Consider the following 17654-nt stretch of genomic DNA (forward strand, 5'->3'; position numbering starts at 1 on the left):
CCCACGGCCCAGGCCCGGTCAGCCGACCGTGTCGACCGGGCCGCCGCTGCGCCAGTAGACGTTGTTCTCCCGGCTCAGCAGCCCCTCGTCCACCAGATAGCGGCGCAGCGCCGCGTAGTCGTCGTGGAAGGCGCGCAGCGTGACGTCCACGTCCTTCTCCGGGTAGCGGACCCCGGGTTCGAAGACCTGGACGATGTAGTTCAGCACGACCAGCTGCTTGTCCCGTTTGCTGGGGATCGCCCGGAGCCGTCCCTCGACGAGGAAGGACCGCAGAATCCTCTCCTCAGCCGAGACCGCGGGCTCGGCGGGCTTGGCCGAGGCGTGCAGCAGCTCACGGAACCGTTCCCGCCGCGCCTCCCAGTTCCCCTTCTCGTCCCGTACGGCAAGCCCGCCACGCTCCAGCCTGTCCAGCGCCCGCCGCACGACCTGCCTGTCGGGCCCGGCCTCCTCGGGGGCGCCTCCCAGGACCAGGGTGGAGAACACTCGCAGCGTGTCCTCCTGGTAGAGCAGGCCGAGCACCTGCCTGATCGCCTCGTCGCTCATGCCACCATTCTTGTCGGTCCCCTCTGGTAGTTCTGCACCATGCACAGTCGCGGAGTGAGCCCTGATGAGTTCCTGCGGATCGCGTCCTCGCTGCCGGAGGTCGAGCTGGTCCAGCACAGTGAGGAGTGGGTCGGGCTCAGGGTGAGGGGCAAGGGCTTCGGCTACCTGTCGGAGGCCAAGCAGAGCGCGCAGCTCAAGGCGACCCTGGCCGAGCAGGCGGCGATGGTCGGCGAGAGTCCGGAGGTCTACGGCCGGTCGTGGACCAGCGGCCAGTTCGGCTGGGTCGAGATCCGCCTGTCGCTGGCCGACCCCGAGGAGCTGACCGAGGTGGTCACCGAGGCGTGGTGCCTGACCGCTCCCCGCTCCCTGGCCGCCGACCACGAGCGCCGCCTGGGTCTGGTCCCCCTGTCCCCGGACCTGGTGGACGACTGAAAACCCCGTTACAACCGATTCAGGCCGATCACATGCACGACAGCGCGGCCCTCCTCGTCGGAGGCGCCCAGGTCGACCTGGGCGTCGATGCCCCAGTCGCCGTCGCCCGCCGGGTCGGCGATGACCTGGCGGACCCGCCAGAACTCCTTCTCCTCCTCGATGCGGAGCAGGCCGGGGCCACGGGCGTCGGGGCCGGTGCCGATCTCGTCGTGGTCGTCGTAGTAGGCGTCGAGCGCGGCTCCCCAGTCGACGTCGGGGGCCAGCTCGGCCAGTTCCTCCTCCCTCTCCACGGCGGCCAGCTCGACCAGCCGGAACATCGCGTTGCGCACCAGCACCCGGAAGGCGCGGCTGTTGGCGGTGACGGGCTTGGTCTTCTCCTCAAGGGAGGGCGCCTCGATCTCGCCGGAGGGGTTCTGCAGCTGCTCCCACTCGTCCAGGAGGCTGGAGTCGACCTGCCGGACCAGTTCGCCGAGCCATTCGATGAGGTCGATGAGGTCCTCGGTCTTGAGGTGCTCGGGGATGGTCCGTGACAGGGTGCGGTAGGCGTCGGCGAGATAGCGCAGTACGGTGCCCTCCGACCTGGCCAGCTCGTAGAACTGGACGTAGTCGGCGAAGGTCATCGCCCGTTCGTACATGTCCCTGACGACCGACTTCGGGCTGACGGTGTAGTCGCCGACCCAGGGGTGACCGCGGCGGTAGGTCTCGTAGGCGCCCAGCAGCAGGTCGGCGAGCGGCATCGGGTAGGTGACCTCGTTGAGGAGCTCCATCCGCTCCTCGTACTCGACGCCGTCGGCCTTCATCTGCGCGACGGCCTCCCCCCTGGCCTTGTTGAGCTGGGCGGACAGGATCTGCCTCGGGTCGTCGAGGATGGACTCGATGATCGAGACCATGTCCAGGGCGTAGGAGGGCGACTCCATGTCCAGCAGTTCGAGGCTGGCGAGGGCGAAGGTGGACAGCGCCTGGTTGAGTGCGAAGTCCTCCTGCAGGTCGACGGTGAGCCGGGCCATCCTGCCCTGTTCGTCGGCCTCGGGAAGCTTCTCGACCACGCCGCCGGCCAGCAGGGAGCGGTAGATCGCGATGGCCTGGCTGATGTGCCGCCGCTGCAGTTTGCGGTCCTCGTGGTTGTCGGTGAGCAGGTGTTTCATCGCGGCGTAGCAGTCGCCCGGCCGGTTGATCACCGCCAGGAGCATCGCGTTGCTGACCTTGAACCGGGAGGTCAGCGGTTCGGGTTCGGCGGTCTGCAGCTTCTCGAAGGTCTCCTCGCTCCAGCCGACGAAGCCCTCCGGCGGCTTCTTGCGGGAGTAGCCGCGCCGCCGCTTGGGGTCGTCGCCGATCTTGGCCAGGGCCCGTTCGTTCTCGATGACGTGTTCCGGGGCCTGGCAGGCGACGTAGCCGATGGTGTCGAAGCCCGCCCGGCCCGCGCGTCCGGCGATCTGGTGGAACTCGCGGGCGCGCAGCCGCCGTACCTTGTTGCCGTCGTATTTGCTCAGCGCGGTGAACAGCACCGTCCTGATCGGCACGTTGACGCCGACGCCGAGGGTGTCGGTGCCGCAGATGACCTTCAGCAGGCCCGCCTGGGCGAGCCGTTCGACCAGTCTGCGGTACTTGGGCAGCATTCCCGCGTGGTGCACGCCGATGCCGTGCCGTACGAGACGGGACAGGGCGCGGCCGAAGCGCGTGGTGAACCGGAAGTTGCCGATCATGGCGGAGATGGCCTCCTTCTCCGCCTTGGTCGACATGTTGATGCTCATCAGGGCCTGTGCCCGCTCCATGGCCGCGGCCTGGGTGAAGTGGACGACGTAGACCGGGTACTGGTTGGTGGTGAGCATCTCCTCCAGGGTCTCGTGGAGGGGGGTGAGCCGGTAGGAGTAGACCAGGGGCACCGGGCGCTCGGCGTGCTTGACGACCGCGGTCGGCCTGCCGGTGCGGCGGGTGAGGTCGGCCTCGAACCTGGTGACGTCGCCCAGCGTCGCCGACATCAGGATGAACTGCACGTTCGGCAGTTCGATCAGCGGCACCTGCCAGGCCCAGCCCCGGTCGGGTTCGGCGTAGAAGTGGAACTCGTCCATCACGACCTGGCCGATGTCGGCCTGGGCGCCGTCGCGCAGCGCGACGTTGGCGAGGATCTCCGCGGTGCAGCAGATGACGGGGGCGCCGGGGTTCACGCTGGCGTCCCCGGTCATCATGCCGACGTTCTCGGTGCCGAAGATCGCGCACAGGTCGAAGAACTTCTCCGAGACCAGGGCCTTGATCGGCGCGGTGTAGAAGGTGCGCACGTCCCGGGTGAGCGCGACGAAGTGCGCTCCGGCCGCGACCAGGCTCTTTCCCGAGCCGGTCGGGGTCGACAGGATCAGGTTGTTGCCCGAGACGACCTCTATCAGCGCCTCCTCCTGGGCGGGATAGAGGGTGAGCCCACGCTCGGCGTTCCACTCGACGAAGGCGTCGAAGATGGTGTCGGGGTCGGCGTCGATCTCTTCTGGCAGGCGATCTACAAGGCTCACGGTTCAATACTGCCGAAGAACTGGAGGTGGTCGGACCGGCCCGGCGGCCACCACGCGCCGGAACCGCCCCACTTAATCACGATAAATCGGGATTTGACGGGGTGTTGAAACCGGGGAGTGGCCGAGCAACAGGCCCGTCACCAGCATGCCCGCCCCCACCATCGGCACCGGCCCGGGAACGAAGCCCATCACGGTGAAGATCAGCAGTCCCGCCCCGGTCAGCGCCCCGGCCACCACGATCCTGGCCGTCCCGCCCCGGTACGGCGAGGCCGCGCCCGCCGCCTCGAACCTGGCGAACCCCCGCAGCAGCGGCCACAGCGCCAGGACGAGCACGAGCAGCCAGTGCGGCCATCCGGACAGCCACGCGGACGTCCCCGGCTCCGGCGTCGAGACACCGAGACCCACCACGACCACCGCGGTCACCACGAACAACGCGCTCATGTGCCACAGGTAGACGGTCATCATCCTGGAACCGGCCCAGCGCAGTGCCCTGGCGACCCCGGGCCATCCCGCGAACTCCGTGATCCACGGGCGCAGCGCGGCGGCGAGCCCGATCTGGCCGACACCGACCGCCAGCAGCGCGATCGTCGGCGGCGCCATGTTCGAGACGGCCGCCCCCGGCATCCCGATCATGCTGCCCGGATACGGGCCGAAGGCCACCAGGGCGGCCGCCGTGCCGTACCCGGCGAGTGCCAGCAGCCAGGGGCGGCCAAGGCGTCCGTCGGCGTAGAGGAAACCGAGCTGGTGCACGGCCAGCCAGACCAGTCCGACGTTGACGAACCCGATCACCTCAAGCCCGCTGGTGAAACGCGCGACGTCGGCCACCACGGCCCCGGCGGACAGGGCCACGGGCACGCGCCAGCCGTACACCATGTTGAGCCTGAGCATCCGCGGGGTCAGCGCGACCACGACCAGGTAGACCGCCAGGAACCACAGCAACTGCCCGGCCAGCCGCGCGGCCGTGACCACCGGCTGCTGCGGAACGCCCAGGGCGAGCAGCAGGTGCGGCAGCGGGATCCAGACCGCGGCCAGCGGCACAACGGGCAGGGCCAGCCTGCGCAGCCGCGCCGCCAGCCAGACCGGGATCGTCTCCCCACGCCGTACGGCCGCGCGCCAGCTGATCGCGTTGGCCGCGCCCCCGGCGAAGAACACCAGCGGCATCACCTGGCTGATCCAGGTGATCGCCCACGCCCAGCCCGTCGCCAGCGCGTTCCCCGTGGTGATCCGGCCCTCGGCGAACGAGAGCACCGGCATGCTCCAGTGCTGGAGCACGACCAGGGCCATGCCGAACACACGCAGAACGTCCAGAAAAGGGTCACGTCCCGGAGGAGGCGGTGCGGAGCGGGCCGTCGAACGGGGGGCGATGAGGGTCACGGGGGTCTCGATTCTCGGGAGAACTCGGGGAGGGGCCGGTGAGACGACCCTCCCGCGCGGCCCCGTGCCGGCGCAGTAACGCACGCATCCGTCTTGACCTCGCCGTCACCCCCCTGCCCGGGGTAGGGAAAACCCCACCCCTTGACACCGGCACGCAGGGTCGAAGGACCGCTACGGCGCTCATACGGTTGGCGGCATGAGAACCGTCTTGCGCCGCATCGGCTCCGACACCCGATATCTGATCGCCGGGTTCCCGCTTTCCCTCGTCTTCTTCGTCCTGGCGGTGGTGGGTTTCTCCGCGGGCGTCGGAACGGTGGTCGTCTGGGTCGGTCTGCCGATTCTGGCGGGAACGCTCATGATGGCGCGTGGCATGGCCGATGTGGAGCGGCGGATGCTGCCCGAGATACTCGGCCGTCCCGTGCCCAGGCCGCGCTACCGGCCGGCACCGGAGCGCGCCGGAGCGTTCCGCCGCATGGTGAACCCGCTGACCAGCGGGCAGTCGTGGCTCGACCTGCTCTACGGCATCGTGTCCCTCCCGCTGGCCATCCTGACCTTCGTCGTCGCGGTCGTCTGGTGGGCGGGCACGATCCTGGGGCTGACCTACCCGATCTACGGATGGGCCATCGCCAGGATGCCGGACAACCACGGACTCGCCGAACTGCTCGGGTTCGGCGACAGCGCCGTGGTCGAGGTGGCGTTCAACACCGCCATCGGGGTGCTGTTCGCCGTCACCCTGCCGTTGATGCTGCACGGCGCCGCGCTGGTGCGGGCGGGCCTCGGCCGCGCCATGCTGACCGGCGTCGCCGAACTGCACGAGCGCATCGACGACCTGGCCCAGGGCCGGGCGGCCGCGGTCTCCGCCGAGGCGAACGCGCTGCGCCGTCTCGAACGCGACATCCACGACGGGCCGCAGCAGCGCCTGGTCTCCCTGGCCATGGACCTGTCCCGAGCCCAGCGCCAGCTCAAGCGCGACCCGCAGGCGGTCGAGGAGATGCTCAGCCAGGCCATCACCTCGACCAGGGAGACCCTGGACGAGCTGCGGGCCCTCTCCCGGGGCATCGCGCCCCCCATCCTCACCGACCGGGGACTGGCCCCCGCCCTCGCCGCGCTGGCCGGCCGCTGCACGATCCCGGTCGAGCTCGACATCCAGATCACCGGCCGCTTCGCCGCCGCCATCGAGAACACCGTCTACTTCGTGGTCGCCGAGTCCCTGACCAACGTGGCCAAGCACAGCCACGCGAACGTCTGCACGGTGACGCTGAGCAAGGCCGGTGGCGTCCTCATGCTGACCATCGGGGATGATGGGGTCGGCGGTGCGCACACCGCCAAGGGACATGGCCTGTCCGGCCTGACCGACCGTCTCAAGGCGGTCGACGGGACACTCGCGGTCGACTCACCGCTGGGCGGGCCGACGGTGATCGTGGCGGAGGTTCCGTGCGGGTAGTCGTGGCCGACGACGCAGTCCTGATCAGGGAGGGCCTGATCAGGCTGCTTGAGGAGTTCGGATGCGAGGTGGTGGCGGCCGTCGGCGACGGTGACCGGCTGATCGAGGCCGTCGCCGAGCACAGGCCCGACGTCTCGGTCGTGGACGTCAGGATGCCTCCGAGCTTCACCGACGAGGGCCTGCGGGCGGCCGTCGAGGCGCGCAGGCGGGTGCCGGGCGCGCCGGTGCTGATCCTGTCCCAGTACGTGGAGGTCTCCTATGCCGACGACCTGCTCGCCGACGCCAGGGGCGCGGTCGGCTATCTGCTCAAGGACCGGGTCGTCGACGTCGACGACTTCATGGCGGGCCTGCGCGCGGTCGCGACCGGGGGCACCGTCTTCGACCCGCAGGTGGTGGCGCAGCTGATGGTACGGCGCCGCCGCGACGACCCGCTCGCCCAGCTCACCCCGAGAGAGCGCGAGGTGCTCGGCCTGATGGCGGAGGGCAGGTCGAACCCGGCCATCGGACGTCAGCTGGTGATCAGCGACGGCGCGGTCGAGAAGCACATCCGCAGCATCTTCGCCAAGCTCGGCCTCTACGCCGAGGACGGCGACCAGCACCGCCGCGTCCTGGCCGTCCTGGCCTACCTGCGCTCCTAGGAACATGCGGGCCCACGACCTGTCCGCCGGAGAGGCGGTGCTGGCCCGGGTGCACGGCGTCGCCCGTGAGGCGGCCCGCCTGTACGGCCTGCCGGACGCCGAGGTCACGCTGATCAACGTGTCGGAGAACGCCACCTACCGGATCGACGACCCGGCGACCGGGGAACGCCGGATCCTGCGGGTGCACCGGCTCGGCTACCACTCGGCCCCGGCCATCATGTCGGAGCTGGCGTGGCTGGAGGCGCTCAGACGTGAGGCCGGGGTCAGGACCCCCGAGGTGATTCCCACGCCCGGGGGACGGCGGGTGCTGACCGTTCCCGGCGCGCAGCCCCGCGACTGCGTGATGTTCGAGTTCCTGCCGGGCGCAGAACCGCCCCAGGACGACGCCCTGGTGGCCGGGTTCGAACGGCTGGGCGCGCTCACCGCGCGGATGCACCGGCACGCGCGCGCCTGGCGGCCCCCCGCCTGGTTCACCCGTTTCCACTGGGACCACGACGCGGCCCTGGGCGTCGAGTCGCGCTGGGGCCGCTGGCGGGACGGGGTGGGCGTCGACGACCGGGCCCGTGCCGTACTGGGGCGGCTCGACGCGCGGCTGCGGGAACGGCTGCGCCGCTTCGGCCGGGGCCCGGAGCGCTACGGCCTGATCCACGCGGATCTGCGCCTGGCCAACCTGCTGGTGACCGGTGGCGGGGAGCCCAGCGTGATCGACTTCGACGACTGCGGTTTCGGGTGGTACCTCTACGACCTGGCCGCGGCGCTCAGCTTCATCGAGCACGACCCCAGGGTCCCCGAACTGGTCGACGCCTGGCTGCGGGGCTATCGCGCCGTCACCCCCCTGCCCGCGCGGGATGAGGCGGAGGTCTGGACGTTCGTCATGTTCCGCCGCCTGCTGCTGGTCGCCTGGATCGGCACGCACACCGGCGTGGAGACCGCAGCCGAACTCGGCGCCGCCTACACCGAGGGAACCTGCGAGCTGGCCGAGCGCTACCTGTCCGGGAGACTGTGAGGCCCGCGGCAGCTGTCGCACCTTCCGGCCTCGCCGTACTCGCGGAAGACGAGCTGGTCGGGCGCGATCAGGTTGACGCCGTGGATGAAGTTCGCGTGGATCTCGGGGACGCGGGTGATGGTCCTGACGACCGCGTTGGCGACCAGGTGACCGGAGATCCCGGCGGAGGCGGCCGTGACGCCGGGGCCGCCGAGGTCGACGGACAGGCCAAGGGAGTCGGCGTGCAGCGGGGTCTGGAGGTTCCTGTGCCGTTCCTGCGCCTCGATGACGCACTCGTAGCAGAGCCCGTGTCCGGGCAGGAAGACGCCGACCGTCACGAAGGGACCGTTGTAGCCGCCGCCGACCCACGGCAGCCCGGCGGCCGCGCACGCCCGGCTCGTCCACACCCTGATCCCGCCGGGCCCGCCGGGTTCGTCGGCGCACAGCGCCACCACGTCGTAGCCGTCCATCAGCCGGGCCAGGTCCTCCTGGGAGGTGGTCCGCGCCCGCTCGCCGGTGATCCGCACGTCGGAGTTGAGGGCGCGCAGCCGCTCCAGGGCGGTCTCGGCCTTCGGCCTGCCCACGTCCCGTTCGGAGTAGAGGACCTGCCGGTTGAGGTTCGACAGTTCGACCAGGTCGGGATCGACGCAGTGCAGGGTCCCGACGCCGGAGGCCACCAGGGCCTGTGCCGCCGTCGCCCCGGTGCCGCCCAGGCCGATCAGGAGGACCCGGGCCTGGCGCAGCCGCAGCTGAGCCTCCCAGCCGTGCTCTCTCGGGGTGAGGTCGGCCCAGCGGAAGAAGGCGTGGCTGCGGCTGTAGCGCTCCCTTTCGCGGGGGGACAGCTCCTCGGGCGCGCTCGCCCCCGCGTCCTCGACGTGACCGGAGCGGATCAGTTCGCCGACCAGCTCGGCCGCCTCGGCGGCGGGCAGGCCGGTCAGGAGCCCGGCGATCTCGGCGGGGCTCCGGGTGCCGTCCATCGCCCGCAGCGCCTCCCACACCAGGCCGTCCGGATCCTCGATCTCCTCCGCCACCCCGTAGACCTGGCCGCCGATCCGGATTCTGCCGTCCGCCAGCCGGTAGGCGGTGTGCTCCTTCTTCACTCTCGGTAACCGCACGGCCTCCCCCGGAGGACCTCACTGGGCCGGTCCGGCGTCACTCGGGAGACACCGGACCGGCCGGAACCCTAGGTGTCAGTTGCCACTGGAGTTGCTGGCGACGTTACCGGCCATCTCGATCTTGTCGAGCCTGCGGATGCGGATTCTTCTCTTGATCTGTGCCGCACCCGCGGTGGGCCTCGGGCTCTTGTCGTTTCCGGCCATCACGCACTCCATCCGAATCGGTCGTGCTGGTCTTTCCTTCGAGCTGTCCCGCCTTACTGATGATCATAATGGGAGGCGACGGAAACGACTTCAACCCTCTTTCTCGCTTTAGTGGGATTTGGACGGTATTTACTTCTGAAGTATGTCGTTCCCGAAGTCATGAAGGCCGTCAATGGCAGAGCGACCCCCGCGAAACCGGCCATCAGAAGAACCGGCGCGCTTCCCAGAGCCGCCTCGGCGGGGCCGGTGAGAATCAGGCCGAGAGGAGTGAGCGCGGAGGCGGCGATCCAGTCGAGTGAGACCACGCGCGCCAGCCGCTCCGCGGGCACCTCGTGCTGGAGCGAGACCACCCACTGCACGGAGAAGACCTCGATCCCGAACCCGGCCAGGGCGAAACAGACGTAGACGATCCACGGGGCCTGCGAGAAGCACAGGGCCGGAGGCACCAGCCCGTACGCCGTCAGCCCCGTGATCGCCGCGAGCCCCGGCCGCCGGGGCTTCCAGAGCATGCTGAACACCCCTCCCGCCAGGCCGCCGACGGAGAGCAGGGCGAGAGCGGTCCCGTAGAAGGCGTCGCCCCCGAAGCTCTCCCTGGCCAGGACCGGGAGCAGGACCTGCGCCGGGGCGATCGTGAGCATCGACTGCAGCGCGGTCACCACGATGACGGTCCCGATCCAGCGCCTCAGCCAGACCTCGCGCACCCCCTCGGCGATCTCCCGCCAGGCCGAGGCCCTGGCCGTACGGACGACCACGGGCTCCCGCAGGAGGACCAGGGCGCACAGGCTGAACGCGAAGGCCCCCAGGGCCGCCACGAAGGCCGCCCTGACCGGGGCCGACGAGACCAGGAGGGCGCCGAGGCCGGGACCGGCGATGGCGCCGACACGCCAGGAGACGGCGTTGAGGGCCGCTCCCGCGGGCCGCTGCTCCGGGGTGAGCACCGACCCGAGGCACGCCTGGAAGGCGGGGCGGAAGAAGGCCTCGGCCGCCCCGGCGAGGAAGACCATCCCGCCGAGCGCCCAGGCCGAGGTGACGCCCGCCAGGCCGGCCATGACCACGCAGCACAGGAACGCCTGCGAGGCGAGCATGACGTGCCGTCTGGGCAGCCGGTCGGCCCACACGCCGCCGAAGAGCCCGAACAGGACCAGGGCGGCCCAGCGCGAGGCGAGCACCGCCCCGACCTCCGTTGCGGTGCCGCCCGCGTCGAGCAGTGAGACGACGACCGCGACGGGAAACACCTGGTCTCCGGCCACGGAAGCGATAAGGCTTATCCAAAGGGTCCGGAATTCCCGATTTCCTAATACCGAGCCGGTGAGCCACTTTGGGATAAGCCTTCGGAGGGCGCTCATGCTGGTGAATGATGCGCTATTTCCCCGTGGGTAACAAGGTTGTCAAGGACGCTGTAGCGCCTCTCTTATCTCATCGTCGTCAGGGGCGAGATCCAGCGCCCGGGTGAGGTCGGCCACGGCCTCCTCCTCCCGTCCGGCGGCGCGCAACGCCATCGCCCGGTTGAACAGCAACGCCGGATCGGCGCCGGGTTCGAGGGCCCGGGTGAAGTCGGAGACCGCTCCCTCGGGGTCGCCGGTCTCGAACGCCAGCATCCCCCGGCTCGCCCAGGCGGCCATCAGCGAGGGGGAGAGCTCGATGGCCCTGTCGAAGGCGGCCCTCGCCCGTTCGGTACGGCCCTGCGCCATCTCGATCTGGCCGAGTGCGCACAGCAGGTACGGGTTGAGCGGGTCGATCCGCAGCCCCGCCTCCGCGTCGGCCCTGGCCCTGCCGTACTCGCCGAGCGCGGCCAGCAGGCCCGCCCGGTTGGCGAGCCCGTCCACGAACTCCGGGTCGAGTTCGAGAGCGTGGTCCAGGTCGGCGAGCGCTCCCTCGTGGTCACCGGCCGAGAAGCGGATCTCGGCCCGGTTGTAGTACGGCTCGGGGAAGGGCGGCCCGACCCGCATCGCCGTCTCGTAGTCGGCGACCGCCTCCTGGCTTCTGCCCAGCCGGTGGAGCAGGTTCCCCCGGTCGATGTAGTAGTCGGGATGGCCGGGATCGATCCCGATCACGGTGTCCAGGTTCTCCAGGGCCTCCTCGGGGCGGCCCAGCGCGACGGCCAGCTGCGCCCTGTTGGCCAGCAGCACCATCCGGTGGATCGGGTGCTCACCGGGCGGCAGGTCCCGCTCCGCCAGGCCGAGCGCCTCCTGGACGAGGTCGAAGGCCCTGCCGGGACGGCCGAGGCGCAGCTCGACCAGTGCCCGGCCGTTGAGGTCGAAGCCCAGCCTGAAGGCCCGTTCGCGGGGGTCGGGAAGCAGCCCGGAGATGGCGACGGCCTGGTTCACCCAGGCGAGCGCGGCCTCGGGGTCGCGCCTGGCCGGATCATGGTCGCGGACCTTGAGCATGGCCGTCGAGTAGGCCGCGGAGGCGTGCGTGACGGGGGAGACGCTCTCTCTCCTGGCCCGGTCGAACAGGGCCAGGGCCTCGGGCTCGCGGCCGAGCGCGCCCAGCGCGGTCGCGGTGTCGTGCACCAGCCGCCACCAGGTCTCCTCGGGAGTCTCCCGGGTCTCGGCGGGACCGGCCAGGGCCAGCGCGCGTGATCCCAGCTCGGCGGCCGCGTCGTGACAACCCGCCTCAAGACACCACTCGACGGCGAAGCGCAGCGCCTCGACCGCGCTGTGCGGCCGCGTGCCGTGCTCACGGTGGTGCGGGATCGCGCCGAGCCGCGCCCCGATCGTCCCCTCCCGCTCCAGCGCGTCGGCGAGCGCGTCGTGCTCCTCGGGGCTGAGGGACTTCTCCGGCACGACCTGCCCGCCGGTCACCACGGTCAGCAGCCCGGGGTCGATCCGGCGGCGCAGCACCGCCAGCAGTTCCCTGTCGGTCGGGTCCGCCTCGTGGACGTTCTCCACGACGAGCGTCCTGGGCCCGGTCTCGGCCAGATGCTCGCGGAGGAACTCGGCGAACCCGTTCGACAGACGCAGGGTACGGCGGGGCGCGTGGACCAGGATCCGCTCCGCCTTCGGCAGCAGACCGGTCAGCGACCGGCGCCTGAGCGGGATCAGGTGGTGCGCGTCGGGCGCCACCGCCCGCAGCTCTATGTCGTAGCGGGCCACCAGCTCGGGCCGCGCGACGGGCACGAGAGCCGAGACGATCGCGCTCGCGGCCGTGTACGGCCCGCGCAACCGCCGGTCGGCGTCCACGGGGGGCAGGAGCAGCGGGGCGAGGGGCGGGTCCTCCTGGGGGAACGATCCCAGACTCACCGGTCTCCTTTAAGTCACCTGTGTGTTCGTAAGGGGCCGGCGCCCACCACTGGGCGCCGGTTCCGTTGGCTCGACGTCAGCCGACATGCTTGGGGCTGGCGGCTCCGCTGAGCGTAATCGTGCCGGGCTTGTGAACAATTACTCGCTTCATTGCGTTGCCTCTCCCATAAATAAGAACAAATCGCAAGTATTCGCACCAGTCATATGGATTGACAAGGCATATCCTCAGACTGGCCGAATCAGGACACGCCTATGGACAAACCGGTTCAAGAGGCATATTTCTGGCGAGGCTGTGTCCAGCGAAAGCCCATACGCGCCTGATCGGAGGAGTCGGCATGACGGGTCGCCCGAGCCCGTACGTGCCCGATCCGGCGGGGCCGGGCACGTACGGTCACACCGTGTGCTCGTACGGCAGGGCACTTCCGCGCCGTGGGGCGGGGCGGAGGGCGGGCGCCGGGGGCGGGGTCACCTGGTGTGGGCACGCTCCCAGAGTACGACGGGCTCCGGCGCGGAGCCGCACGGGTGCCGGAAACGACCCCTGACCTTCCCGTGTGCCGCGCGCCTGGCGGGACCTCCCGGGTGCCGGCGATCCGCTCCGGCGGTGCGGCGCCGGGAGCACGGGGGCCTCTGGGGGAACGGGTGCGAGAAGAGGTCCCGGAGGACGGCGGGGCGCCTCGTGGGAGGAAAGCATCTTCTGGGGAACGAGGGACTCAACGGTAAATCCGCCTCTTCTGGTGGAGAAATCGAGATAAGTCCCCATGGTTTATTTCTTGGAAAAGTCAAGTGTTGGGATGACTTTTCTGGAAAAGCCTGGATATTGGGGAGGGGGTCCGGAAACCGCTCCACGGGACGGTCCGGCCCGCGGCCCGCCGTACCGGAGCGTGACCGGTTCCGGCGCGCCTCAGCCGGGCAGCGCCGTCCGCTCCCCGGGGACGTCCCCGGGACGGGAGCGGCGCCTGCGCCTGAGGGGGACACCGGGGAGGGCGACGTTGATGAAGGCCTCGGCCTGGAGGGCGGCGATGCCGATGCGCGGCAGGTCGCGGGCGGCCGGGTAGACCACGAACCTGGGGACCCACAGCGGGTGGAACTTCGCGTTGAACCTGTACAGCGACTCGATCTGGAACCACCGGGACAGGAAGACGAGCACGGCGTGCCAGGCGCGGAGCACGGGGCCCGCTCCCAGCCGTTCACCCCTGGCCAGCACCGCCCGGAACATCGCGAAGTTGAGCGAGACCCTGCTCACCCCGAGTTCGGGGGCGGCCTGGAGGGCCTTGACGATCAGCAGTTCGTTGAGCCCCGGATCGGCGTCGCGGTCACGGCGCATCAGGTCCAGGGAGATGCCGTCCCGTCCCCAGGGCACGAAGTGCAGCACGGCCCGGATGTCCTCGCCGGGCGGGGCGGCGCCGTCCTCACAGGACCGGTGTGCGGTGACGACGACGCACTCGTCGTCCGCGGGGTCGCCGAAGCGGCCGAGCGCCATGGAGAAGCCCCGTTCCGTCTCCGTTCCGCGCCAGGAGTCCGCGGCCTCGCGGATGAGCCTCCTCTCGGTCTCGGAGAGGGTCCCGACCCGCCGCACCCGGCAGGTGTAGCCCGCGCGTTCGACGCGGTTGACCATCTGGCGGACGTTGCGCATCGCCCTGCCCTGGAGGGTGAAGCCCGCCGTCTCGACGACGGCCTCGTCGCCGATCTCCAGGGCGGACAGGTCGCCCTCCCGCGTCCAGACCTCGCCGCCCGCCTCGCTGCACCCGATCACGGCGGGCACCCAGGCATGCCGGGTCGCCTCGTCGAGGAAGCGCCTGATCGCGCCGGGCCACGCCTCGATGTCACCGACGGGGTCGCCGCTGGCGAGCATGACCCCGGCCACGACCCGGTAGGCGATCGCGGCCTTGCCGGAGGGGGAGAAGATCACGCTCTTGTCGCGGCGCAGCGCGAAGTAGCCCAGCGAGTCGCGGGCGCCGTGCCGGGCGAGCATCTCCCGCACGGCCTCCTCCTGCTCCCCGCTGAGCTCGGCGGCCGGCTTCTCCGGGCGCAACGCCAGGTAGGCGGTCGTCACCGCGGTGAGCAGCCCGAGGCCGGTGAGGGAGAAGTAGACCAGGTCGGCGGTCCTGCCGGAGGAGTAGACGACCGGTCCCTCCAGGCCGACGAGTCCCAGCAGCACGTGCTGGAGCCGGTCGCTGAGACTCGGGTCCCCGACGATGGTGTGCGGGTGGGTGTTGACCACGACCCAGCCGATGGCGACGTCCAGGACGAACATGAGCAGGAGGTTCCACACCGCGCGCCAGCGCGTCCTGGGGTCGGAGAGGGCGTGGAACTCGCGGCGGTTGACGACGAGCACCGCGAAGACCAGCATGCTGATCGCGGCGCCGATGATCCGGTGCATGTGCACGAGTTCGATGAGGGCGCTCAGCGGCAGCAGCAGGACCACGGTCCGCCACGCCCGCACCTTCCTGCGCTTGAGGGCGTGGGCGAGCATGACGAGCAGGATGCCCATGACGAGAGAGGCCGCCTGGGCGATCGAGGTGACCGTGCCCGGCAGGAAACCCGCGATCTCACTGACCCGCGTCCCCCTGAACGGGGGGACGACGGCCTTGACGATGTCCAGAATCCCGATCGTCAGCGACGCGTAGCCCGCCGCGGCGGGCACCCAGGGGCGGGAGATGGGTGGACGTTCCCTCATGAGAGGAGGCTAAGCGGTGACGGTCGTCGCTCCGCGCAAGCCCGGCCAACACGACGTTAACTGCGGCCTTACCCGCGCTGAGTAAGTTTGGCGCACAGATCGAGCGGGGACGCGGTAACCGGGTGAGGGGCGGCATGGGAATCACCGCAGTCGGGGTGCAGCTTCTCTTCGGCCTGCTCGCCGTCGCGGCGCTGGCGGCGTCGGTCTGGGCCTGGCCGCTGCTGAGCGGGCGGACCTGGCGTTCGGTCCTCGGCCGGGTCGGGGTGCTCGCGGGAAACCAGATTCTCACCCTGGTGGCGCTCGGCCTGGTGGCGAACTCCTACTTCGGGTTCTACGGCTCCTGGGGTGACCTGCTCGGCACCGAAGGCGACGCGGCGCCGCCCATCGTCGCCGGGGACGGCCGGACCGCCGCCTCGGGACGTCTCGGCCAGGGAGTGACCGAGGTCGGCCAGGTCGCCCTGCCCCCGGGTACGGCGGGCAGGCTGGAGCAGGTCGTCATCTCGGGCGGGGAGAGCGGGATCTCCTCTCCCGGATACGTCTACCTGCCCCACGAGTACTTCGAGAAGAAGTACGCCGACCGGCGCTTCCCGGTGATCCTCGCGCTGACCGGTTACCCGGGAGACGCCAGGAACCTGATCACCAGGCTGAACCTTCCCGCCATGGCCGCGAAGTCGGTCGCCGGGAAGCGGATGCCTCCCACGATCATGGTGCTCATGCGTCCGACGGTCGTCCCGCCCCGCGACACCGAGTGCGTGGACGTGCCCGGCGGGCCCCAGGTGGAGACGTACTTCACCAGGGACCTGCGGGCGGCCGTCGCCGCCTCCTACCGGACGGGTCTCGACGCGCGGAGCTGGGGCGTCTTCGGCGGTTCGACCGGCGGCTACTGCGCGCTGAAGATGTCCATGCGCCATCCGGAGGCGTTCTCGGCCGCGGTCTCCCTGTCCGGCTACTTCCGCGCGGCCGTCGATGTGACCACGGGCGACCTGTTCGGCGGGAGCGCGAGGCTGCGCGAGGAGAACGACCTGATGTGGCGGCTGCGGAACCTGCCGGTCCCGCCCGTCTCGGTGCTGGTCACCAGCAGCGAGAGGGGGGAGAGCGGCTACGCCGACACCCGCGCGTTCCTGGCGCTGGCGAGGGATCCGATGCGGACCGCGTCGCTGATCCTGCCCAGCGGCGGTCACAACTTCAACACCTGGAACCGGGAGATCCCCCAGGCGCTGCCCTGGCTGGGCGAGCGGCTGCACGCCCCGGCGGCTCCCGGGGAGCACCCCGCCCAGGCGGGCGGCCGGGCCGTACGGCAGGGGCGGAAATGAACGATCCCCCGGGCCGTGGCCCGAGGGATCGCTGGGATGGTGGACGATACAGGGATTGAACCTGTGACCTCTTCCGTGTCAGGGAAGCGCTCTCCCGCTGAGCTAATCGTCCTCGTCGAAGAACCAGAGGTGGAGACGGGATTTGAACCCGTGTACACGGCTTTGCAGGCCGTTGCCTCGCCTCTCGGCCACTCCACCGAGCGGGGCCGCGGCCCCTGTTCGAGCGGAAGACGGGATTCGAACCCGCGACCCTCACCTTGGCAAGGTGATGCTCTACCACTGAGCCACTTCCGCGTGTGTTCCCGGACGAGCCGGTCTCACGGACAGAACTCTAGCGAATACTCGCCGACTCCCCAAACCGGATCTCGCCGCCGCAGGGGGTTCGTGACTCCCATGGACACTTCGATACCGGGCGAAAGATGTGAAAGGTAACGTCAGGTCATGGTCGCCGAACACATCGCCGCCGATGCTGACATCGCCCCCGTCGCCGCGCTCATCGCCGATCCGGCGAGGGCCGCGATGCTGACCGCGCTGCTGGACGGCCGCGCGCTGGCCGCCGGTGAGCTGGCCGGGCTCGCCGGGGTGAGCCCGCCGACCGCCAGCTCCCACCTGGCCAGGTTGCTGGAGGGCGGGATGGTCGAGGTCATCGCCCAGGGAAGACACCGCTACTACCGCCTTGCGGGCCCCGAGGTCGCCGAGGTGCTGGAGGTCCTCGCGCGGGTGGGGGCGCGTCCCGAGGTCCGCTCCCTGCGCCAGTCCCGCCAGGCGCGGCTGCTGGGGGAGGCGCGGACCTGTTACGACCACCTGGCGGGCCGTGCGGGGGTCGATCTGCTCGGGGCTCTCAAGGCCGCCGGGTACCTCGCCGGGGAGGAGGCCTTCGAGGTGACCGGCCGGGGCAGACGGGAGCTCGGCGACCTCGGCGTGGACGTGGACGCGGTCAGGGACACGCGGCGCAGATTCGCCCCCGCGTGCCTCGACTGGACGGAACGCAGGTTCCATCTCGGCGGAGCCCTCGGCGCGGCTGTGACCTGCGCTCTTATGGAGCGCGGATGGTACAGACGTGGGGTGGTCCGCAGAGTGGTCGAAGTCACAGAAAAGGGCAGAAAAGGCATAGCGGCGATCTATGCATGTAAGGAGCTAACATCGCATGCACTAGTTACTGAGATGCGCTGAGACGCGTTGAGTT

14 protein-coding genes and 3 tRNA genes are annotated in these 17654 nt (G+C 70.4%); 6 read left to right on the top strand and 11 right to left on the bottom strand.

Annotation, left to right across the window (positions count from 1 at the left end):
• Window positions 1–18 precede the first annotated feature (18 nt).
• Window positions 19–543, bottom strand: a complete 525-nt coding sequence (locus tag ABT340_RS16785; RefSeq protein ID WP_352011638.1) for a DUF2087 domain-containing protein — start codon at window positions 541–543, stop codon at window positions 19–21.
• Between the two features lie 54 nt (window positions 544–597).
• Between ABT340_RS16785 and ABT340_RS16790 the strand changes: the two genes are divergently transcribed.
• Window positions 598–975: an MmcQ/YjbR family DNA-binding protein gene (locus ABT340_RS16790; RefSeq protein ID WP_352011639.1), complete on the top strand. Its 378-nt coding sequence runs from the start codon at window positions 598–600 to the stop codon at window positions 973–975.
• 8 nt (window positions 976–983) lie between these two features.
• On the opposite strand, the gene ABT340_RS16795 is transcribed toward ABT340_RS16790, so the two are convergent.
• Together ABT340_RS16795 and ABT340_RS16800 are read right to left on the bottom strand one after the other, a co-directional pair.
• Window positions 984–3476 (bottom strand): DEAD/DEAH box helicase, encoded by a 2493-nt coding sequence (locus tag ABT340_RS16795; protein WP_352011640.1) that lies wholly within the window; start codon window positions 3474–3476, stop codon window positions 984–986.
• Window positions 3477–3548: 72 nt separating this feature from the next.
• Window positions 3549–4850 carry an acyltransferase family protein gene (locus ABT340_RS16800; protein WP_352011641.1) on the bottom strand — a complete coding sequence of 434 codons (1302 nt, stop codon included), beginning with the start codon at window positions 4848–4850 and terminating at the stop codon, window positions 3549–3551.
• Window positions 4851–5046: 196 nt separating this feature from the next.
• On the opposite strand from ABT340_RS16800, the gene ABT340_RS16805 reads away from it, so the two are divergent.
• Genes ABT340_RS16805 through ABT340_RS16815 form a run of 3 tightly spaced genes read left to right on the top strand, consistent with a single transcriptional unit; the run spans window position 5047 to window position 7938 of the window.
• Complete coding sequence (locus ABT340_RS16805) at window positions 5047–6294, top strand: sensor histidine kinase (protein ID WP_352011642.1); 1248 nt, start codon at window positions 5047–5049, stop codon at window positions 6292–6294.
• The gene (locus tag ABT340_RS16810; RefSeq protein WP_352011643.1) at window positions 6285–6932 is read left to right on the top strand and encodes a response regulator; all 648 of its coding nucleotides are present in this window, start codon (window positions 6285–6287) and stop codon (window positions 6930–6932) included. The genes ABT340_RS16805 and ABT340_RS16810 overlap by 10 nt, the downstream gene beginning before the upstream one ends.
• A 4-nt stretch (window positions 6933–6936) precedes the next feature.
• On the top strand, window positions 6937–7938 hold the full coding sequence (locus tag ABT340_RS16815) for a phosphotransferase enzyme family protein (RefSeq protein ID WP_352011644.1): 1002 nt from the start codon (window positions 6937–6939) through the stop codon (window positions 7936–7938).
• Here ABT340_RS16815 and ABT340_RS16820 read toward each other — a convergent pair.
• From ABT340_RS16820 to ABT340_RS16840, 5 genes are all read right to left on the bottom strand, one after another.
• On the bottom strand, window positions 7917–9017 hold the full coding sequence (locus tag ABT340_RS16820) for a HesA/MoeB/ThiF family protein (protein WP_352011645.1): 1101 nt from the start codon (window positions 9015–9017) through the stop codon (window positions 7917–7919). The genes ABT340_RS16815 and ABT340_RS16820 overlap by 22 nt on opposite strands.
• Window positions 9018–9107: 90 nt before the next feature.
• Window positions 9108–9236 carry a hypothetical protein gene (locus tag ABT340_RS16825; protein ID WP_352011646.1) on the bottom strand — a complete coding sequence of 43 codons (129 nt, stop codon included), beginning with the start codon at window positions 9234–9236 and terminating at the stop codon, window positions 9108–9110.
• A 53-nt stretch (window positions 9237–9289) separates the two neighbouring features.
• Window positions 9290–10582 (bottom strand): MFS transporter, encoded by a 1293-nt coding sequence (locus tag ABT340_RS16830; RefSeq protein ID WP_352011647.1) that lies wholly within the window; start codon window positions 10580–10582, stop codon window positions 9290–9292.
• A 42-nt stretch (window positions 10583–10624) separates the two neighbouring features.
• Window positions 10625–12478: a tetratricopeptide repeat protein gene (locus ABT340_RS16835; RefSeq protein WP_352011648.1), complete on the bottom strand. Its 1854-nt coding sequence runs from the start codon at window positions 12476–12478 to the stop codon at window positions 10625–10627.
• 901 nt (window positions 12479–13379) lie between these two features.
• Window positions 13380–15155, bottom strand: coding sequence for a phosphatidylglycerol lysyltransferase domain-containing protein (locus ABT340_RS16840; RefSeq protein ID WP_352011649.1), 1776 nt, complete (start codon window positions 15153–15155; stop codon window positions 13380–13382).
• Between the two features lie 134 nt (window positions 15156–15289).
• On the opposite strand from ABT340_RS16840, the gene ABT340_RS16845 reads away from it, so the two are divergent.
• Complete coding sequence (locus ABT340_RS16845) at window positions 15290–16468, top strand: alpha/beta hydrolase (protein WP_352011650.1); 1179 nt, start codon at window positions 15290–15292, stop codon at window positions 16466–16468.
• 37 nt (window positions 16469–16505) lie between these two features.
• Here the strand turns inward: ABT340_RS16845 and ABT340_RS16850 are convergent.
• From ABT340_RS16850 to ABT340_RS16860, 3 genes are all read right to left on the bottom strand, one after another.
• A tRNA-Val gene (locus tag ABT340_RS16850) sits at window positions 16506–16580 on the bottom strand.
• A gap of 15 nt (window positions 16581–16595) precedes the next feature.
• Window positions 16596–16666: transfer RNA gene (locus ABT340_RS16855), tRNA-Cys, on the bottom strand.
• 24 nt (window positions 16667–16690) lie between these two features.
• Window positions 16691–16762, bottom strand: a tRNA-Gly gene (locus ABT340_RS16860).
• A gap of 147 nt (window positions 16763–16909) precedes the next feature.
• Here ABT340_RS16860 and ABT340_RS16865 point away from each other — a divergent pair.
• Window positions 16910–17641 carry an ArsR/SmtB family transcription factor gene (locus ABT340_RS16865; protein WP_352011651.1) on the top strand — a complete coding sequence of 244 codons (732 nt, stop codon included), beginning with the start codon at window positions 16910–16912 and terminating at the stop codon, window positions 17639–17641.
• Window positions 17642–17654 lie beyond the last annotated feature (13 nt).

The sequence above is a fragment of the Streptosporangium sp. NPDC000239 genome, from assembly GCF_040300765.1.
Taxonomy (GTDB): Bacteria; Actinomycetota; Actinomycetes; order Streptosporangiales; family Streptosporangiaceae; genus Streptosporangium.